Source organism: Pedobacter sp. Leaf194 (assembly GCF_001423945.1).
Classification (GTDB): Bacteria; Bacteroidota; Bacteroidia; order Sphingobacteriales; family Sphingobacteriaceae; genus Pedobacter.
Genome location: NZ_LMPU01000005.1, coordinates 14,759 through 30,249, shown reverse-complemented (window position 1 = coordinate 30,249; position 15,491 = coordinate 14,759). Strand labels below are relative to the sequence as shown.

Below are 15,491 nucleotides of genomic sequence, written 5' to 3'. Positions count from 1 at the left end.
ACTGTATAATTTTAATGCTGAACAAAGTTGAATAACCTTAGCCAGCAATTAAAACCTAAAAGCTACCCCAAGTTCTCCGTGAAAATTAAATACCGTATTGTTTGGGATATAATACTGCGTATCCGTAAAATCCTTTTGTCTCCACTGATAATTTAATGATTTAATGCCCTGTAATTTTGCATTGAACAAAAGGTTTTTATAGTTCCAGTTACCTTCAGCAGCCATTGCAAAATCTACCCAGCTCCTGCTGCCGCCTTTAGCATTGCCGAACCCTGCATAATCATAAAAATCTCTATTGTGTTCCAAACGGTCAAATGTAAATCCGACTTTCTTCAAGCCTTTAACCCAACTAACCTCAAACGATTGCAAATTCCCACCGGTACCAGAGCCGGCTCCCAAAACCTCTCCATTATTGGTGTAACCTTGCCTCACTTCTCCATGATAATAGAAACTTCCGGCGTCCCTCAAAAGTAAGCCATCAATGGTTTGCGACATTTGTGTTAGCTCAGCGCCAAAAAGAATAAATTCATCTGTCTTATTACGCAGGGGCACCATTTTACGTAAGCCGAATAAATAGGCTCTAGAGTGTTCCGGAGAACCAATAAAATCTCTAAAATTATAAGAATTATCATTTAATCCATATTCGAAATAAATCTCTGCATGCGCCTTTGTAAAAAGCCACCTTGCATAAAGCGACGTTCTCTGGTCCCTTGCCGAGGCGTCATCGCCAGCGCCATTCCCAATTTTATTTTTTTGGAAAGGTATAAAGAAAGGAATGTAGTCATCCAGTCCTTGTAGATCTGGGCCATATGACATAAATGTTCTCGTAAAACCTAAAAATAGCCCAGGTACCCACTTAGGCTGATAATTTAAGTTTACGCCGGCCAGATACCTCCAGTCATTTCTCGTTGGAAGATAAGCAGCAACACCGTTAGAAAGATTTGTTTTTTCAAGGGGTGAATAGCCTGAAGCTTCAAGTCTTCCACCGATAATTTGTGCTTCGAAACTGCCAATATAAGTTTTTACTGGCTTAACAGTATTCAGTGTTACATGTTTAAACCCTGCTGCATTATTCCCCATCATCAAACTATTTTTTACACCTGGCCCCCACCATAAGTTTTCATTAGATAAACCTAATGAAGCAGGACCAACAGTAAGTCTGACGCTGCTTTGCCCCCACGAAAGTTTTTTATAAGCAGAAGAACCAAATCTCTCCGGTGCATCCAAAAGATTATAATTACCACTGTAATAAATACTTAATTCTGAATCACTTCTATCATTTCCAAAACTCTGAAAAGCCGAATTTTGCGCATAAACAAATTCAGGCTTAAGCTGAATGCTTAGGGGACCAAACTTTGCATAAAAACCGCCAGAAATAAGCGTTTGATATCCTTTGGCAGGTATCATTGCACCGTCGTTCCAGCCGTAAGGATGATGGGTATTTATTTGCTGTTGCCAGGAGAAAGGCAAAATCTGAAAAAAGCCTTTTCCGTTTGCAAATCGTACGGGGCCTGAGGATTTTAACCAGGAATCACCTGTTTCAGGATTAAAAATATCTTCGTGTCTCAGCGCTTCTGCAGACAGTGGCCTGTTGCTAAACGAAATTGACGAATCCAGTTTGCCGAGCAACTGCAACCTGCGGTAGTAATCTTCAGTAACGGCAGTTCCAACAGGAATTGTTTGCGCATAGAGTTGATTGGAAATAAAGCCAATAACAATTATTAAAATTTTCGAAATCTTTCGCATTATTATTCCTGTTTTAAAAACGGTAAGTAAGACCTGCCTGAATTTGCAAATTAAAAACATCCTTACCCGGTGTCATATAAGGCTGGTCTGGCGCCTGAATAAGGTACCATTGATAGTTCAGCGACTGAATACCTTGTAACTTCGCATTAAAAATAAAGTTTTTGTAATTCCATTCGCCACTAGCTGCAATGCTTAAATCCGTCCAGTGTCTTCTGTAATCTTTTGAATCCACATAGGCATAGTAATAAAAATCATTATTGTGTATAAGGCGCTCGAATTGTAAACCAAGCCTTTTTAAACCTTTTACCCAACTTACTTCAACGGATTGATGATTTCCGCCAGGACCGATTCCGGCACCTAAGACCTCACCCAAATTGGTATAGCCCTGTCGTATATTTTTGCTGGTATACCAACTATCCAAATTCATCACCTTTGAGATATCCGTTTCCTGCATTTGCGTAACCTCAGCACTTATTAATAAGTTTTCATCTTTTTTAGAACCAAACGGGAATAGTTTGCGCACACCAAAAATGTAAGCTCTGGACACATTCGGTTCCAGGGCCAGATCATTTAAATTGCCTGAGTAATTATTCCTGCCATATTCAAAATAGACTTCTGCCTTTTCCTGTGGCCATAACCAGCGCATAAAATAAGAATTTCGCTGATCTCTTTTGTTGATGGCTTCAGCCGCGGCCGACTGACTTTTCGATCCAAAAAATGGGAAATAATCACCAAAAGTATTTAAACCATTCCCATAGTTTTGCGAACTTCTTGTGAGTCCCAAAAATAGTCCGGGTACCCACTTTGGTTGCCAGGTAAACACAAGGCCGGCTAAATAACGCCAGTTGTTCGGCTTTGCAACGTACAACGGCTGGCCGAGATAAGTCCGCTCCGGCTCCAAAACGCCGTAGCCCGAATTTTCCAGCCGACCGGCTATTATCTGCCCTTCAAAGGAACCAATAGGGCTGGTTATCGGTTTGCGGGTGTTCAAGGTCAGGTGTTTAAATCCAGGTGCAGTATTACTCATTAACAATGAATTTCGCATGCCTGGTCCCCACCATAGGTTTTCTGTTGATAGGCCAAAAGATAGTGCCTTATAATTTATGCGAATGCTGCTTTGGCCCCAGTAAGCTTTGGTTACTCCGGCATTACCGAACCTCGCTGGTAAATCAATATTATTATAAAAGTCGTAATATCTGGCCGTTATAATGTCATAGTGGTTTTTATCAAAGGTATCAAAACTACTGTTTGCAGCCATTACAATTTCCGGCTTAAATTGAACTGACAATAGGCCATATTCTGCGTAAATACCGGCGGTAATTAAAGACTGAAGCCCTTTCGCCGGAATCATTGCACCATCATTCCAACCATAAGGATGGTGTGAGTTGTTTTGTAAAAGCAAACCCATTGGCAGAAGCTGCCACTTAAACTTCCCGTCTTTAGAAACACCCTGATAATCTGCATTGAGCATATTATACCTTGTTTCTGACGTATCCGGATAGGCAAAATCCTTTATCCCAAAAGCTACAGCAGGTATTATTGGCCTTACCGTGAATGAAACAGTAGAATCGAGCTTGCCTGAGAGCTGCATTCTGCGGTAGTAATCTTCGAGTGCTACTGTACCAACAGGCAAAGTTTGAGCATTAACTGTAATACAAGCCAGGCAGGACATTACCCCTATCAGCGTAATCAGTTTTCTCATAAATTAATGGTTTTAATACGAATATTATCTACCGACCAGCTTTCATCGCATTTAGGGTCGCTAGTATTTGTTTGTACAAGCTGATCTCTACATTGCAAAATCAGGCTGGCATTTTTGTGCTCAATAACTTTAGTTATGCGGTACATCGTTGTTCCGCCAAGTTTGCCGGCGAGATTACACACCCCTGGAAGGTTTGGATTGGCCGCACCAGTCTTAGGGTCATTGTTCGAATTTGGAAAATCTGCAGGGTAAGATTGAGGTGGGCAACCTAAAGCGTCGCAGCCTGAATTTGAAAATGTGGTATTTACATACAAATTACCGTCAACAATCATTTTCCATATGTCGGGCCCGTCAATTCCGTTACTGGTTTTGTTTCCGTCCCAACTGTCATGGATGTACAAATCGAAAGATATTTCAACCAATCTGTGTTGTGGCAGGTCAGTTAAGTCTAAATCGAAGCCTGAAGCATTATAACGTCCTAGAACCTTAGTGTTATTATAGCTTTCTACTGTTCCGTTAGCAATTTTGCTGAGATTACTGCTTTCGAAGTCATTAAAATAAACCTCCTGTTCATTTTTAACCTCCTTGGCACAGGAACCAAAAAGTAAACACGCGAATGCCGTGATTACAAATCTTCTCATCATGAGTGTTTGTTTAAGAGATATGGTCCAGCTCTTCAAAAACAGAGTTTTTGCTTTTAAATTCAGGAACCAGTTTTTTCATGTTAACAACAACCTGCCTGTCGTTATTATTTTTAGCAGAATGGATTAGCGCTGTAATCTGATTTACAACATCTTCAAAGACATATTGACGAACTTTTCCGATCATAATCTTCTGATGATGTGTAGGCATCGTGTTTTCATTATCATTCAGTAATTCTTCGTAGAGTTTCTCCCCCGGGCGCAACCCTGAATACTCAATTTTAACATCAACATTCGGTTCAAGCCCTGCTAACCGAATCATTTTTTTAGCAAGTTCCACGATTTTTACGGATTTACCCATATCAAACACGAAAATCTCACCGCCTTTACCCATGCAACCTGCTTCAAGTACTAGTCTGCAAGCTTCGGGAATGGTCATGAAATAACGCGTAATTTCCGGATGCGTTACCGTAACCGGGCCACCCTTTTCTATTTGTTGTTTGAAACGCGGGATCACGGAACCATTTGAGCCAAGAACGTTGCCAAAACGTGTGGTGATGAACTTAGTAATTGGTTTTGCTTCAAGTTCGTTGATGTAACTTAAACCATTGCTGAATATAAAATTATTCTCGCTGAGCGAATTATTTAAGGCCTGAACGTAAATTTCCGCAATGCGTTTGGAAGCGCCCATCACATTTGTTGGGTTAACGGCCTTATCAGTCGAAATCATCACAAACTTTTGCACACCATATTTAACGGATTTATCTGCAATGGTTTTGGTACCCAGCACATTTGCTTTTATCGCTTCGGCAGGGTTATCTTCCATCAGGGGCACGTGCTTATAGGCGGCAGCGTGATACACATAGTGTGGTTTATAGGTATTAAACAAAACATCCATACGTTGTTCATCCCGAACATCGCCAATAAAAGCATGGAAATTTTTATTTTTATTACTCTCCTCTAATTCAAGATACAACTCATGCAAAGCAGATTCGGCCTGATCGCATAAAATAATTAAACCGACATCGAATTTGGATAACTGCCTTACAATTTCGCTCCCGATGGAACCAGCTGCGCCAGTAATTAGAATGCGTTTTCTATCCAGCATTTTCCCGATTCCATCTATATCAATATCAATGGGTTTTCGGTTAAGCAAATCTTCAATATTAAGTTTTTGGATTTGAGCGGGTTGCAGTTGCCCATTTGCCCAAACATCATAAGGTGGAATGTTTAAAACTTTGATATCATTTTCCAAACACATATCAATTACCGAATCTTTACGCTCTTCCGGTATGGTGTAAGACGCAAAAATGATTTCATCCAGTTCGTGCTCCGCAACGAGATTGCCTAATTTTTTTGCATCAAGTATTTTTACGCCATCTATGGTTTTACCAACTTTCCGCTCATCATCATCAACGAAGGCAACGATGGTTTTATTCACCATCCCATCATGGTCAAAAGTTCTTTTAGCAGCCAATCCAGCTTCTCCTGCACCATAAATGATAACTTTCACTTTATGAAGCTTAAGGTTTTTGATGTACATAAAAAAATACTTAATCAAAACCCTGTAAACGATAAGAAACAGGAAACTACATAAACATGTCGTGATGAGTATGATGTTCGAAATAATTGCGACTTTGAAAAAGGTTAGGGCAATAAGGTTCAACACGAAAAACGTTCCGTTGCCGATTACCACAGCAATCAAAATTCTGAATGAATCCTGTGCGCTTGTGTATCTGATGATACCCGCAAAGGTTTTGATGTGTAAGAAAACAGCGCAATTAATCACACCAAATATCAACAGATTTCTCGCCAGTTCGGGTACATCAACGGATGTAAGATCAAAGTTATGTTTTAAGGTGTAAGCAAACACCATAGACGCTGTACAGATGCAAAGATCCAGAAGAAAAATAATCCAGCGGGGAACAATATTGATTTGAGTAAACAAGATTTATAGTCTTTATTAATGTAAAGATAGTTATAATATTCTTATCAAATAGATTACCAAATTTTGAAACTATGTAATGTTGATTAAAACATTTTAAAAAAAAGAATTTAGTACCACGGATATTCTTTCGCGATCAATATCTGAAAGGTTCGAGCCTGAAGGTAAACATAGCCCAAAAGTGAACAAATTTTCAGCGACAGTATCGCCATAAAAAGGCGCATTTTCAAAAACCGGCTGTAGGTGCATCGGCTTCCATAATGGCCGCGATTCAATGTTTTCGTTAGAAAAAGCCAATCTAAGCGCTTCTCTATTTTTCCCTGTAATTGTTTCATCAATTACTATTGCGGAAAGCCAGTGATTGGAATAATAATCCTGACTCGGTTCAGAAAACACCGCAACACCCTCAACGTCTTTTAATATCTGTAGATAGAAATCATGCATCTTTCTTCTTGCATCAACCCGTTGTGGCAACACCTCCATTTGACCCCTACCTACCCCAGCAACAATATTACTCATTCGATAGTTGTAGCCAATGTGAGAATGCTGATAGTGTGGAGCGTCGTCTCTGGCCTGTGTAGATAAGAAAACAGTTCTGTCTTTGTCTTCTTTAGAATTGCATACCAGGGCCCCGCCACCAGAGGTTGTAATTATCTTATTGCCGTTGAATGAAAGAATACCAAACTTACCAAAGGTTCCGCAGTTTTGCCCTTTGTACGTCGAGCCTAATGCTTCTGCGGCATCTTCAATAATCGGAATGCTAAATTCATTCGCAACCGTCACTATTTCGTCCATTTTTGCAGGCATGCCATATAAATGAACAACAATAATCGCCTTTGGCTTTTTGCCCTTTGCTACCCTATCTTCAATTGCCTGACGTAAAGCAATCGGACACATATTCCAGGTATCTGTTTCCGAATCGACAAAGACTGGTCTTGCACCGCAATAGGCAATTGGGTTAGCAGATGCGGAGAATGTCATAGACTGACAAATAACTTCATCTGCATAGCTAACACCGCATTGTAATAATGCTAAATGCAGCGCTGCGGTTCCGGCAGAAAGCGCTGCAACCTTAACATCTTCCTTTAAAAAGGATTCTAAATCAGATTCAAAACCATTGACATTTGGGCCTAAAGGTGCAACCCAATTTTCGTCAAATGCTTCATGAATATATTTCAATTCTGTTCCTCCCATGTGTGGCGAAGAAAGCCAAATTTTATCTTTCATATCTTTTAACACTAGCTTTACTCAATTGCTTTAATTATACATCCGCCCCAAGAGTATCCAACACCAAAGCCGGCAAGAAGTACATTATTTTTAATTCTCTTATCCTTAATTGCATTCGCTAATGCAATTGGGATAGTTGATGAAACAGTATTTCCACAATCTTCTAAGAAATAATAAAAATCATCCTCATTTATTTTGATTTTTTTTCTTAAATGGTTTAACATGTATTTATTTGCCTGATGGAAAATAAAAAGTTCAACATCCTCTTTAAGTAATTTATTCTTTTTAAGAACTTCCTCTATAAGACTGGGAACTGCGCTCGATGTAAAATTGAAAATTTCTGTCCCATTCATATACAAATTATTTTCATTTGTAATATTTCCAAAATCATCTTTCTTATCGCTTACCCCTAAAATAGATTTATCATATCGCACTCCTCCTCGTTTAACAATTAAATTTTCTGCACCTTGACCGTCTGTGCCAAGTTCAAAATCTAATATCTCTGCAATTCCCTCATCAGCGCTAATCAATGATGCAGAAGCTGCATCACCAAAAATTGTTTTATTACTTTTATCTTGCGGATGAATAAACTTGCTGTATGTCTCTGAAGTAATTAACAGCACATTTTTTGCAATTCCGCCATAAATTAGTCCTTTTGCTAGTGCTAATCCATAAATATATCCTGAACATCCTAAATTAAAGTCCAAGGCCCCCGCATTAGTTGGAATACCTAATTTATCTTGTAAAATACACGCTGTTGTAGGCAATAAATAATCTGGACTTTGCGTACATAAAAGAATAAAATCTATAGAAGAAGGCTTAATTTGATGGTCAGTGAAAAGTATATTTGCTGCTTTCAAAGCCATATCTGAAGAGAATTCATTCTCTGCAGCAATGTGTCTATTAAAAATCCCTGTTTTACTAGAAATTTTATCTACGGACCATTCTGGAAAATCGCTATTTATACTTTCATTTGTTAGAACCTTTTCAGGTAAATAGTAAGAAATTGCCTTTATGTATGCTTTAATCATATTATTTTAATGTTAAACCTCCATCTAAAATGAGATCGGTGCCGGTCATCCACCTACTTTCATCACTCAGAAGATAAGTAACTAGTGCTGATACGTCTTCAGGTCTGCCATAACCTAGTGGATATTCTTTTTCTGCGTCTTCTAACGAAGTTGTACTAACATCTTCTGCATTGGCTGTCATCGGTGTGATAACAATTCCCGGACAAATACAGTTAGCCCTAATCTTCTGAGCTGCCAATTCTGAGGCGACAACTTTTGAATATGCACAGATAGCGGCTTTAGATGCAGCATACAATGCCGTTCCGGGTATGCCTAATTTTGAGGAAATTGATGAGATAAATACCAAAGAACCTCCTTTTGTTATCAATTTATTTTTGATCAGCTGTTGACACAATAACACAGCACCTTTAAAATTAACATCAAATACTTTGTTTATTTTTTCATCCGACATGAATTTAATTGGCAAATAATCTACGATTCCAGCGTTAAAAACGATACCATCAAAAGGAATCTGTTGTTTAATAAAAGCAGCCACTTCGTTCTGCTTAGTCAAATCAAAAGAAAAACATTTATGATTGCCGTCTTTCATTTCTGCTGTTACGTTTTGCAGGCGCTCTAGGTTTCTGCCTACCAATGTAACTTGGGCACCTTGTTGTCCTAAGTGAATCGAAATTTGTCTTCCAATGCCGGAAGAACCTCCGGTTACTAAAAATCTTTTATCCTGAAGAGAAAACATTTACAATCTCTTTTTTATAGTTTCAAAAACATCAGCCAAGGTTGAAGAGTTTTTAAAATCATCGGCTGTAATTCTAACGCCATATTCTTCGTCAACCATTGCCATCACGGATAGTGCAACTAATGAACTCCATTCCTCAAGGTCTTTAAAATTGGTGCTTAAGGAAATAGATTCAGGATCAGTTTCATCAAACTGCAGCGCAAAATTTTTAACAAAATCGTTTTCTTTCATAGCGTATATATATATTAATCGTTAAACTTTACTGGCTTGGCCGGGATGCCAACAGCTGTGCAATTAGCAGGAAGTGATTTGTAAACAACCGCTCCTGCTCCAACTATTGTCTTGGTTCCGATAGATAATTGATTTATAATTTTAGCCCCAGTACCAACATAAACTTCATTCTCAATCACAACTTCCCCAGAAACATTAACAGAGGGCATAAATGAGCAATAGTCGTGAATTTCCGTATCATGTCCAACTGTACAACCTAAGTTAAATATTACGTGCTTTCCTATTTTAATATTCACAGTAATCATACTTCCTGCACAAACAATAGTCCCTTCGCCAATAGATACATCATCTTCACCTAAAACAACATTTGGATGTATTAATATAGGATAACTAACGTTTGAATTAGTAATTTTTTCAATCAATTTCTTTTTCAAGGAAGGCAAGCCAATTGCAGCCACTATATATACTTCTTCGGTTATAAGGTTAATATCCTCAATGCCTCCTAAAACGCTATAGCCATTAATCAGAGTACCTAGAGCGATCCCATCATCATAATAACCTAAAAAGTTAAACTGTGGCCTAACTAAGTTTATCTGATCAATTAGCATTTTTACTTCTCTCCCAAAGCCTCCAGCCCCAATAATCGCAATATCTTTAATCATAATTTTTACCCTTCAAATCTAGACATGGTAGCTTCACCGCTTTTTGAAATACCATCTTTCTTAATTACCTTTTTTATAGTTAATAACAATATTTTAACATCTAATGCAAATGAGAGATTGTTAACATACCAAACATCTAACTCAAATTTCTCGCTCCAACCAATTGCATTTCTACCATTTACTTGAGCCCAACCTGTAACACCTGGTTTTACATTATGCCTTTTGTTTTGTTCAGTGCTGTACAGCGGTAAATACTCTGGCAATAACGGTCGCGGGCCAACTAAACTCATTTCTCCTAACAAAACATTTAATAGCTGCGGTATTTCATCCAAGGAAGTTTTCCTAACAAATACACCCACCTTAGTCAAACGCATTGCATCTGGCAATAAAGCGCCATTTAAATCCTTCTTATCATTCATCGTCTTAAACTTGATGATTTTAAATAACTTGCCACCCTTTCCCGGTCGTAACTGGAAAAAAAAAGGTTTTTTATCATTTGCTATATACAATCCAACAAATACCACAACAAAAATAGGACTTAAAACCAACAAGCCTAACAAAGCAGCTACTATATCAATCAATCTTTTTATAAAAGTCTTATACATGCTTATCTCTTTTCAGCAATTAGATTAAAAGTCCTGTCTACCAGATATTCCTTTAACAATAAAATTCCTGCATTTTTACCAAGTTCATGTAGATCATCCTCTAAAACTAATTTTTTTAATTTGCTCTGCATTTCTGTTTGGTTACCTGCAGACACTTTGTAACCACAATTGGCAAATTCAATGATATCCCCAATGTCGGTATTCGGGTCTGTTGCAGCAAGTACTGGCTTTTTCATTTCTAAATACGATAATAATCTTGAAGGAAAATTAGGTATTAAAAAATTTTTATCTAAAAATATTAGTCCCACATCACATGCTGATAACAACTGGTCATAATCTTCTTTTGGTAAGTATTGTAAAAGTTTTGAATTAGTTGGTTTATGCTCCTTAAACCAATTTTCTATCCTTGGAAATTCTGTTCCGCTACCAACGATTAAAAAAAATGCCTCATTGAGTTCAGTCATTAAAATAGTTTCCAACAAAAAATCTAAACCTTGTGGCTTCCCTAAATTTCCGCCATATACCAAAACCTTTTTATTGGTTGGAATAAGATATTTTTCGCGGATTGCCATTTTCTGTTGGTGAGAATAGTTAAAAGCAACTGGCTCTATCGTGTTAGGATTCACCTCCACTTTGGCTTTACTGATTTCGGGGTTGTGATTCAATAGAAAATCTACATTCGCTTGCGACATGCAGCCAATTGTATCTGAGATTTGGTACAAGGCTTTTTCCTTTTTTTCGAAGATCTTATGAATTATACTACCTTCTTTAATCAGTTTCATATCCACTGCATTCTGAGGAAATATATCTTTTAAAAGCAAGTAAGCATAAGCGTTATCTTTTTCCTTAATATATTTTATAACCTTATAGAAAGTAATAGGAGGTGTTGAATAAATAATCAAATCATATTTTTTATTCGAAGCATATTTTTTAATTGCAGACAGGTATTGGAATTCTATTGCAAGAGTACCGATACCTTTTTCTATGATATTAGTTTTTTGAATGTTAAAAGTTCTTACATGCAAAATTGAAACACCATTTTTTTCTGCTAAGTTAGTTGCAATTCCCTTTCTTCTTTCGACTGGTGTCACGATGGTTACATCATGACCTTTACTACTAAATTTGCGTAATAAATCATGATATATTCCACGCTCTTTTATATCATTAATCTCTACTAATGTTAAAAATAGTATATTCATTTATATCATTCGCTCCAAACAACTCTTTTAATATAATCAACGTAGCTAATAATGATACGAACAACCTTTTCAGAAACATTTGGCATAGAATAATCAGCTACTTTCCTAAAATTCCTTTCAGCACCTCTTTTTTGATATTTAAGTTGTATAAGTGCCTGCATAATGCGCTCCTTATTCATACCCACCATCATTACAGAGGCTTCCTCCATTGCTTCAGGGCGTTCATGAGCATCTCTTAAATTTAATGCCGGGAAATTTAAAGTTGAGGACTCTTCAGATATCGTACCACTATCAGATAATACGGCAAAAGAATGCATTTGTAAAGCGTTGTAATCATTGAAGCCCATCGGCTTTAAAAATTGCACTTCAGGTCGCATCTCGATTTTTTTTGCATTAATCATGTTCTGAGTACGTGGATGTGTACTTACAATAATTGGATAACCATACTTCTCAGCAATGAGGTTTAGGCTTTCCATTAAACCGGTAAAGTTTTTTTCACTGCTGATATTTTCTTCACGGTGTGAGGAGACTACAAAATATTTGTGTTTTTCTAATTTCAATTTAGCTAACACATCTGAGTTTTCAATTGATGGCATGTAGTGCGTTAACACTTCAAACATAGGCGAACCAGTTTTGATGATTCTATCAGCTGGTAAGCCTTCTCTTAACAAGTATTCCCTTGCAATATCGCTATAAGTTAAATTTACATCAGATACATGATCGACAATTTTTCTGTTAGTTTCCTCAGGAACACGCTGGTCGAAACATCGGTTTCCGGCTTCCATATGAAAAATAGGTATGTGGCGTTTTTTTGCAGGAATAGCACATAAACAGCTATTAGTATCGCCCAAAACTAAAAAAGCATCTGGCTGTTCGGTTTCTAATAGTGGATCAATTTTAATTAAAATCTGCCCAACAGTTTCTGTAGCCGTTTTACCTGCGGCATTTAAAAAGAAATCTGGTTTACGAATAGCCAGATCATCAAAAAAGATCTGGTTCAATTCATAATCATAATTCTGACCTGTATGTACAATTACGTGCTCAATTGCATCTGATGCATCCAAAGCAGCCATCACTCTGGCCAATCTTATGATTTCTGGCCTGGTACCAACAACCGTCATTACCTTTAATTTCTCTTTCATCAATCTTATGTTTTCTTATAATTTAAACTGTCTCAAAATAAGTATCTGCATCTGCAGGGTCGTAAAATTCGTTTATCCAAAAATTGGTATATAGCTCCTCTTCACCAATGTTTTTGATGTTATGAGTGTACCAGATTGGCATATCGACAAAAGATGGCTCGTTTCCATCAAGATAAAAGTTTAAAACTTCATCAGTACCGATTCTCCGCAACTGGATTAATGCTTTCCCTTTAATCACTGCAAATCTTTCAATTTTGCGTGTATGGTAATGATTTCCCCTTGTGATACCCGGCACTGTTGTAGAAAATGAGACCTGCCCGCCAATATTTAATCGAATAATCTCAACAAAAGCTCCTCTCGCATCAGTATTTTTTACAAGTTTAACTGGGTTATGCTCTTTGATATCGATATAACACCTAAAGGTGTTAAAGAGGTTTAATTCAAATCGGGAATTAATTTGCGGGATTATTCCAGACAGGAAATATTGCTCCTTATAGGTTTCTAATAAGCTTAGAATTTGAGAAACTTTATGGGTTGAAGTCTCGGGGATTAGTAAGACTGGATTACCTTTTTTACTTCGGATTTCATTAATAATAATATCAACAAGTTCAGCCACATAAATCAATTTTACATCCCCATCTACGTCGATTTTTGGTTGTTCGTTATGAGTAAGCTGATGTGAAAAGGTTGCAATGAATGAATTGTAGTAAGGGTGGCCAAAAGGACCAAAAACATTTGGGATGACCAAGCCTGTGAAAGTCCCTGCTGCTCTTTTTGCCCAGTTTATAAATAGTTCACGCCCTTCTTTTTTACTTTTGCCATACAAGTTGTCTCTTTCTTCTTGTGAAGACGAAGAGAACAAGATGTGAGCCTTGCTATTTGCTTTTTCCAACGCAGCAATAAGTTGTTTTACCAAGTCGATATTGGTATCATACAAAATCTGTGGATCGTTATGCCTGTTCATTGCCGCCAAGTGCACAATCACATCGCATTGGCTCACGAAATTTTCTAACTCTAGCGGATTTTTAAAAAAGCTTTGGTGATATGGAATTTGCTCGAATTCTTCAGGGTACAATCCTAATGAATTGTATAAATGCTGTCCTACAAAACCTTCTTGGCCTGTAATACCTATTCTCAGTTTCATTTATTAATTATGCTTTAAAATAATCTATTGGAAATAAAATATCATCATTCTTAGCGTGTTCAATCGAGTAATCTGCAAATACCATAACTTCAGAGTCTGCTTTAATTGCACAAATTGCGCTTGCATATCCTTTGGGAACATGTAACACGACATTATCAGCAGCTTGTAGAACAAACTCTTGCTGACTAAGTGCAGGAGAAGGTTTCGTCCAGTCGTCTATTTGGACTAAATTAATTTTGAAACCACCTTCAATAACATGAAACCACCGTTGTTCAATTCTGTGCGCCCTCCAACCCCTAATAAAAGCAGTGTCATTGTGCCTAATTCGATAAAACCGCTTCACTTGACTCATATCAAAATCATTAACGAATGATAAAGTCCCACGATGATCGGAATGAGTACCCCCCTTTATGCAATCTACCTGGTTGCCCATTATCCAGCGTATTGCACAGCCGATAAGTCTCCTAAAACTTCCCTCTTTATTAATGGCAACCCTAAAAGAAGTTTTTTCATGCCTGCTACACCCTGTTGCTCAGTGTTATGTGAATGATAATCTTCTATAGCAGAAATCTCCTCTTCTCCCTCTGAGAAATATTGTGCATAATTTAAATCTCTATTGTCCGCCGGGATACGGTAAAAATCGCCCATATCTTGCGCTTTTATCATTTCTTCACGCGTACAGAGGGTTTCGTACAGCTTCTCACCGTGTCTGGTACCTATAATTTTGATTTCATTGTCGGCATTACACAATTCTTTAAGCGCCTGAGCTAAATCTCTAATAGTTCCTGCTGGTGCTTTGTTAACAAATAAATCACCAGGATTGGCATGCTCAAATGCAAACAATACCAAATCAACGGCGTCCTCTAATGACATTAAGAACCTTGTCATATTTGGATCAGTAATAGTTAAGGCTTGTCCACTTTGAATTTGCTTTAGAAAGAGAGGAATAACCGACCCTCTTGACGCCATTACGTTACCGTATCGGGTTAAACATACAGTTGTTTCGGTCGAATCCCTGGAGGCTGCGATGGCAACTTTTTCCATCAATGCTTTCGAGATTCCCATAGCATTAATTGGATATGCTGCTTTATCAGTACTTAAACAAATCACTTTTTTTACTTTGTTCGCAATAGCAGCTGAAATTACATTCTGTGTTCCGAAAACATTTGTTTTTGTAGCTTCTATTGGAAAAAATTCACAAGATGGCACCTGCTTCAATGCGGCAGCATGAAATACATAGTCTACACCATGCATTGCTCTTTCTACACTATGTAGATCTCGCACATCCCCTATATAAAATTTCAGTTTATCACTCTTAAGGGTATTCCGCATATCGTCTTGTTTTTTCTCATCACGTGAAAAAATTCGAATTTCACTGAAATGATCCGTCTGCAAGAATCGATTTAATACGGCAGAACCAAATGACCCAGTACCGCCAGTAATTAGTAGTGTTTTTTTATGTATTTCCATTATTTTGTTT

Annotated in this window: 15 protein-coding genes; all 15 read right to left on the bottom strand. The window is 37.6% G+C overall.

Going from position 1 to position 15,491, the window contains the following annotated elements:
- Positions 1 to 48 precede the first annotated feature (48 nt).
- Positions 49 to 1,746: a capsule assembly Wzi family protein gene (locus tag ASG14_RS07605; RefSeq protein WP_162238718.1), complete on the bottom strand. Its 1,698-nt coding sequence runs from the start codon at positions 1,744 to 1,746 to the stop codon at positions 49 to 51.
- A 13-nt stretch (positions 1,747 to 1,759) separates the two neighbouring features.
- Positions 1,760 to 3,448 carry a capsule assembly Wzi family protein gene (locus ASG14_RS07600; protein ID WP_056870480.1) on the bottom strand — a complete coding sequence of 563 codons (1,689 nt, stop codon included), beginning with the start codon at positions 3,446 to 3,448 and terminating at the stop codon, positions 1,760 to 1,762.
- Positions 3,445 to 4,092, bottom strand: a complete 648-nt coding sequence (locus tag ASG14_RS07595) for a hypothetical protein (protein ID WP_157274866.1) — start codon at positions 4,090 to 4,092, stop codon at positions 3,445 to 3,447. The genes ASG14_RS07600 and ASG14_RS07595 overlap by 4 nt, the downstream gene beginning before the upstream one ends.
- Positions 4,093 to 4,102: 10 nt before the next feature.
- On the bottom strand, positions 4,103 to 6,037 hold the full coding sequence (locus tag ASG14_RS07590; RefSeq protein WP_056870478.1) for a nucleoside-diphosphate sugar epimerase/dehydratase: 1,935 nt from the start codon (positions 6,035 to 6,037) through the stop codon (positions 4,103 to 4,105).
- Positions 6,038 to 6,130: 93 nt separating this feature from the next.
- Entirely contained in the window at positions 6,131 to 7,261 is a 1,131-nt protein-coding gene (locus tag ASG14_RS07585; protein ID WP_056870477.1) for a DegT/DnrJ/EryC1/StrS family aminotransferase, read from the bottom strand.
- Positions 7,262 to 7,278: 17 nt separating this feature from the next.
- Positions 7,279 to 8,292, bottom strand: a complete 1,014-nt coding sequence (locus tag ASG14_RS07580; RefSeq protein WP_235528538.1) for a 3-oxoacyl-ACP synthase III family protein — start codon at positions 8,290 to 8,292, stop codon at positions 7,279 to 7,281.
- A gap of 1 nt (position 8,293) precedes the next feature.
- The gene (locus tag ASG14_RS07575; RefSeq protein WP_056870476.1) at positions 8,294 to 9,028 is read right to left on the bottom strand and encodes an SDR family NAD(P)-dependent oxidoreductase; all 735 of its coding nucleotides are present in this window, start codon (positions 9,026 to 9,028) and stop codon (positions 8,294 to 8,296) included.
- Entirely contained in the window at positions 9,029 to 9,259 is a 231-nt protein-coding gene (locus tag ASG14_RS07570; protein WP_056870475.1) for an acyl carrier protein, read from the bottom strand.
- A gap of 14 nt (positions 9,260 to 9,273) precedes the next feature.
- The gene (locus ASG14_RS07565; RefSeq protein WP_056870474.1) at positions 9,274 to 9,921 is read right to left on the bottom strand and encodes an acetyltransferase; all 648 of its coding nucleotides are present in this window, start codon (positions 9,919 to 9,921) and stop codon (positions 9,274 to 9,276) included.
- A gap of 5 nt (positions 9,922 to 9,926) precedes the next feature.
- A complete protein-coding gene (locus tag ASG14_RS07560) occupies positions 9,927 to 10,526 on the bottom strand; it encodes a sugar transferase (protein ID WP_056870473.1) in 600 nt (199 codons plus the stop codon).
- 2 nt (positions 10,527 to 10,528) lie between these two features.
- Complete coding sequence (locus ASG14_RS07555) at positions 10,529 to 11,725, bottom strand: glycosyltransferase family 4 protein (RefSeq protein ID WP_056870472.1); 1,197 nt, start codon at positions 11,723 to 11,725, stop codon at positions 10,529 to 10,531.
- 5 nt (positions 11,726 to 11,730) lie between these two features.
- Positions 11,731 to 12,867, bottom strand: a complete 1,137-nt coding sequence (gene wecB, locus ASG14_RS07550) for a non-hydrolyzing UDP-N-acetylglucosamine 2-epimerase (RefSeq protein ID WP_056870471.1) — start codon at positions 12,865 to 12,867, stop codon at positions 11,731 to 11,733.
- A gap of 22 nt (positions 12,868 to 12,889) precedes the next feature.
- Positions 12,890 to 14,011, bottom strand: a complete 1,122-nt coding sequence (locus ASG14_RS07545) for an NAD-dependent epimerase/dehydratase family protein (protein ID WP_056870470.1) — start codon at positions 14,009 to 14,011, stop codon at positions 12,890 to 12,892.
- 7 nt (positions 14,012 to 14,018) lie between these two features.
- Positions 14,019 to 14,444, bottom strand: a complete 426-nt coding sequence (locus ASG14_RS07540) for a WxcM-like domain-containing protein (protein WP_056870469.1) — start codon at positions 14,442 to 14,444, stop codon at positions 14,019 to 14,021.
- On the bottom strand, positions 14,444 to 15,481 hold the full coding sequence (locus ASG14_RS07535) for a polysaccharide biosynthesis protein (protein WP_056870468.1): 1,038 nt from the start codon (positions 15,479 to 15,481) through the stop codon (positions 14,444 to 14,446). Before ASG14_RS07535 ends, ASG14_RS07540 begins: the two co-directional genes overlap by 1 nt.
- Between the last annotated feature and the right edge of the window lie 10 nt (positions 15,482 to 15,491).

Coding starts and splice junctions, on each gene's coding strand:
- ASG14_RS07605 (WP_162238718.1), bottom strand. CDS start 1,746: ATGCGAAAGATTTCGAAAATTTTAATAATTGTTATTGGCTTTATTTCC.
- ASG14_RS07600 (WP_056870480.1), bottom strand. CDS start 3,448: ATGAGAAAACTGATTACGCTGATAGGGGTAATGTCCTGCCTGGCTTGT.
- ASG14_RS07595 (WP_157274866.1), bottom strand. CDS start 4,092: ATGATGAGAAGATTTGTAATCACGGCATTCGCGTGTTTACTTTTTGGT.
- ASG14_RS07585 (WP_056870477.1), bottom strand. CDS start 7,261: ATGAAAGATAAAATTTGGCTTTCTTCGCCACACATGGGAGGAACAGAA.
- ASG14_RS07580 (WP_235528538.1), bottom strand. CDS start 8,292: ATGATTAAAGCATACATAAAGGCAATTTCTTACTATTTACCTGAAAAG.
- ASG14_RS07575 (WP_056870476.1), bottom strand. CDS start 9,028: ATGTTTTCTCTTCAGGATAAAAGATTTTTAGTAACCGGAGGTTCTTCC.
- ASG14_RS07570 (WP_056870475.1), bottom strand. CDS start 9,259: ATGAAAGAAAACGATTTTGTTAAAAATTTTGCGCTGCAGTTTGATGAA.
- ASG14_RS07565 (WP_056870474.1), bottom strand. CDS start 9,921: ATGATTAAAGATATTGCGATTATTGGGGCTGGAGGCTTTGGGAGAGAA.
- ASG14_RS07560 (WP_056870473.1), bottom strand. CDS start 10,526: ATGTATAAGACTTTTATAAAAAGATTGATTGATATAGTAGCTGCTTTG.
- ASG14_RS07555 (WP_056870472.1), bottom strand. CDS start 11,725: ATGAATATACTATTTTTAACATTAGTAGAGATTAATGATATAAAAGAG.
- wecB (WP_056870471.1), bottom strand. CDS start 12,867: ATGAAAGAGAAATTAAAGGTAATGACGGTTGTTGGTACCAGGCCAGAA.
- ASG14_RS07545 (WP_056870470.1), bottom strand. CDS start 14,011: ATGAAACTGAGAATAGGTATTACAGGCCAAGAAGGTTTTGTAGGACAG.
- ASG14_RS07540 (WP_056870469.1), bottom strand. CDS start 14,444: ATGGGCAACCAGGTAGATTGCATAAAGGGGGGTACTCATTCCGATCAT.
- ASG14_RS07535 (WP_056870468.1), bottom strand. CDS start 15,481: ATGGAAATACATAAAAAAACACTACTAATTACTGGCGGTACTGGGTCA.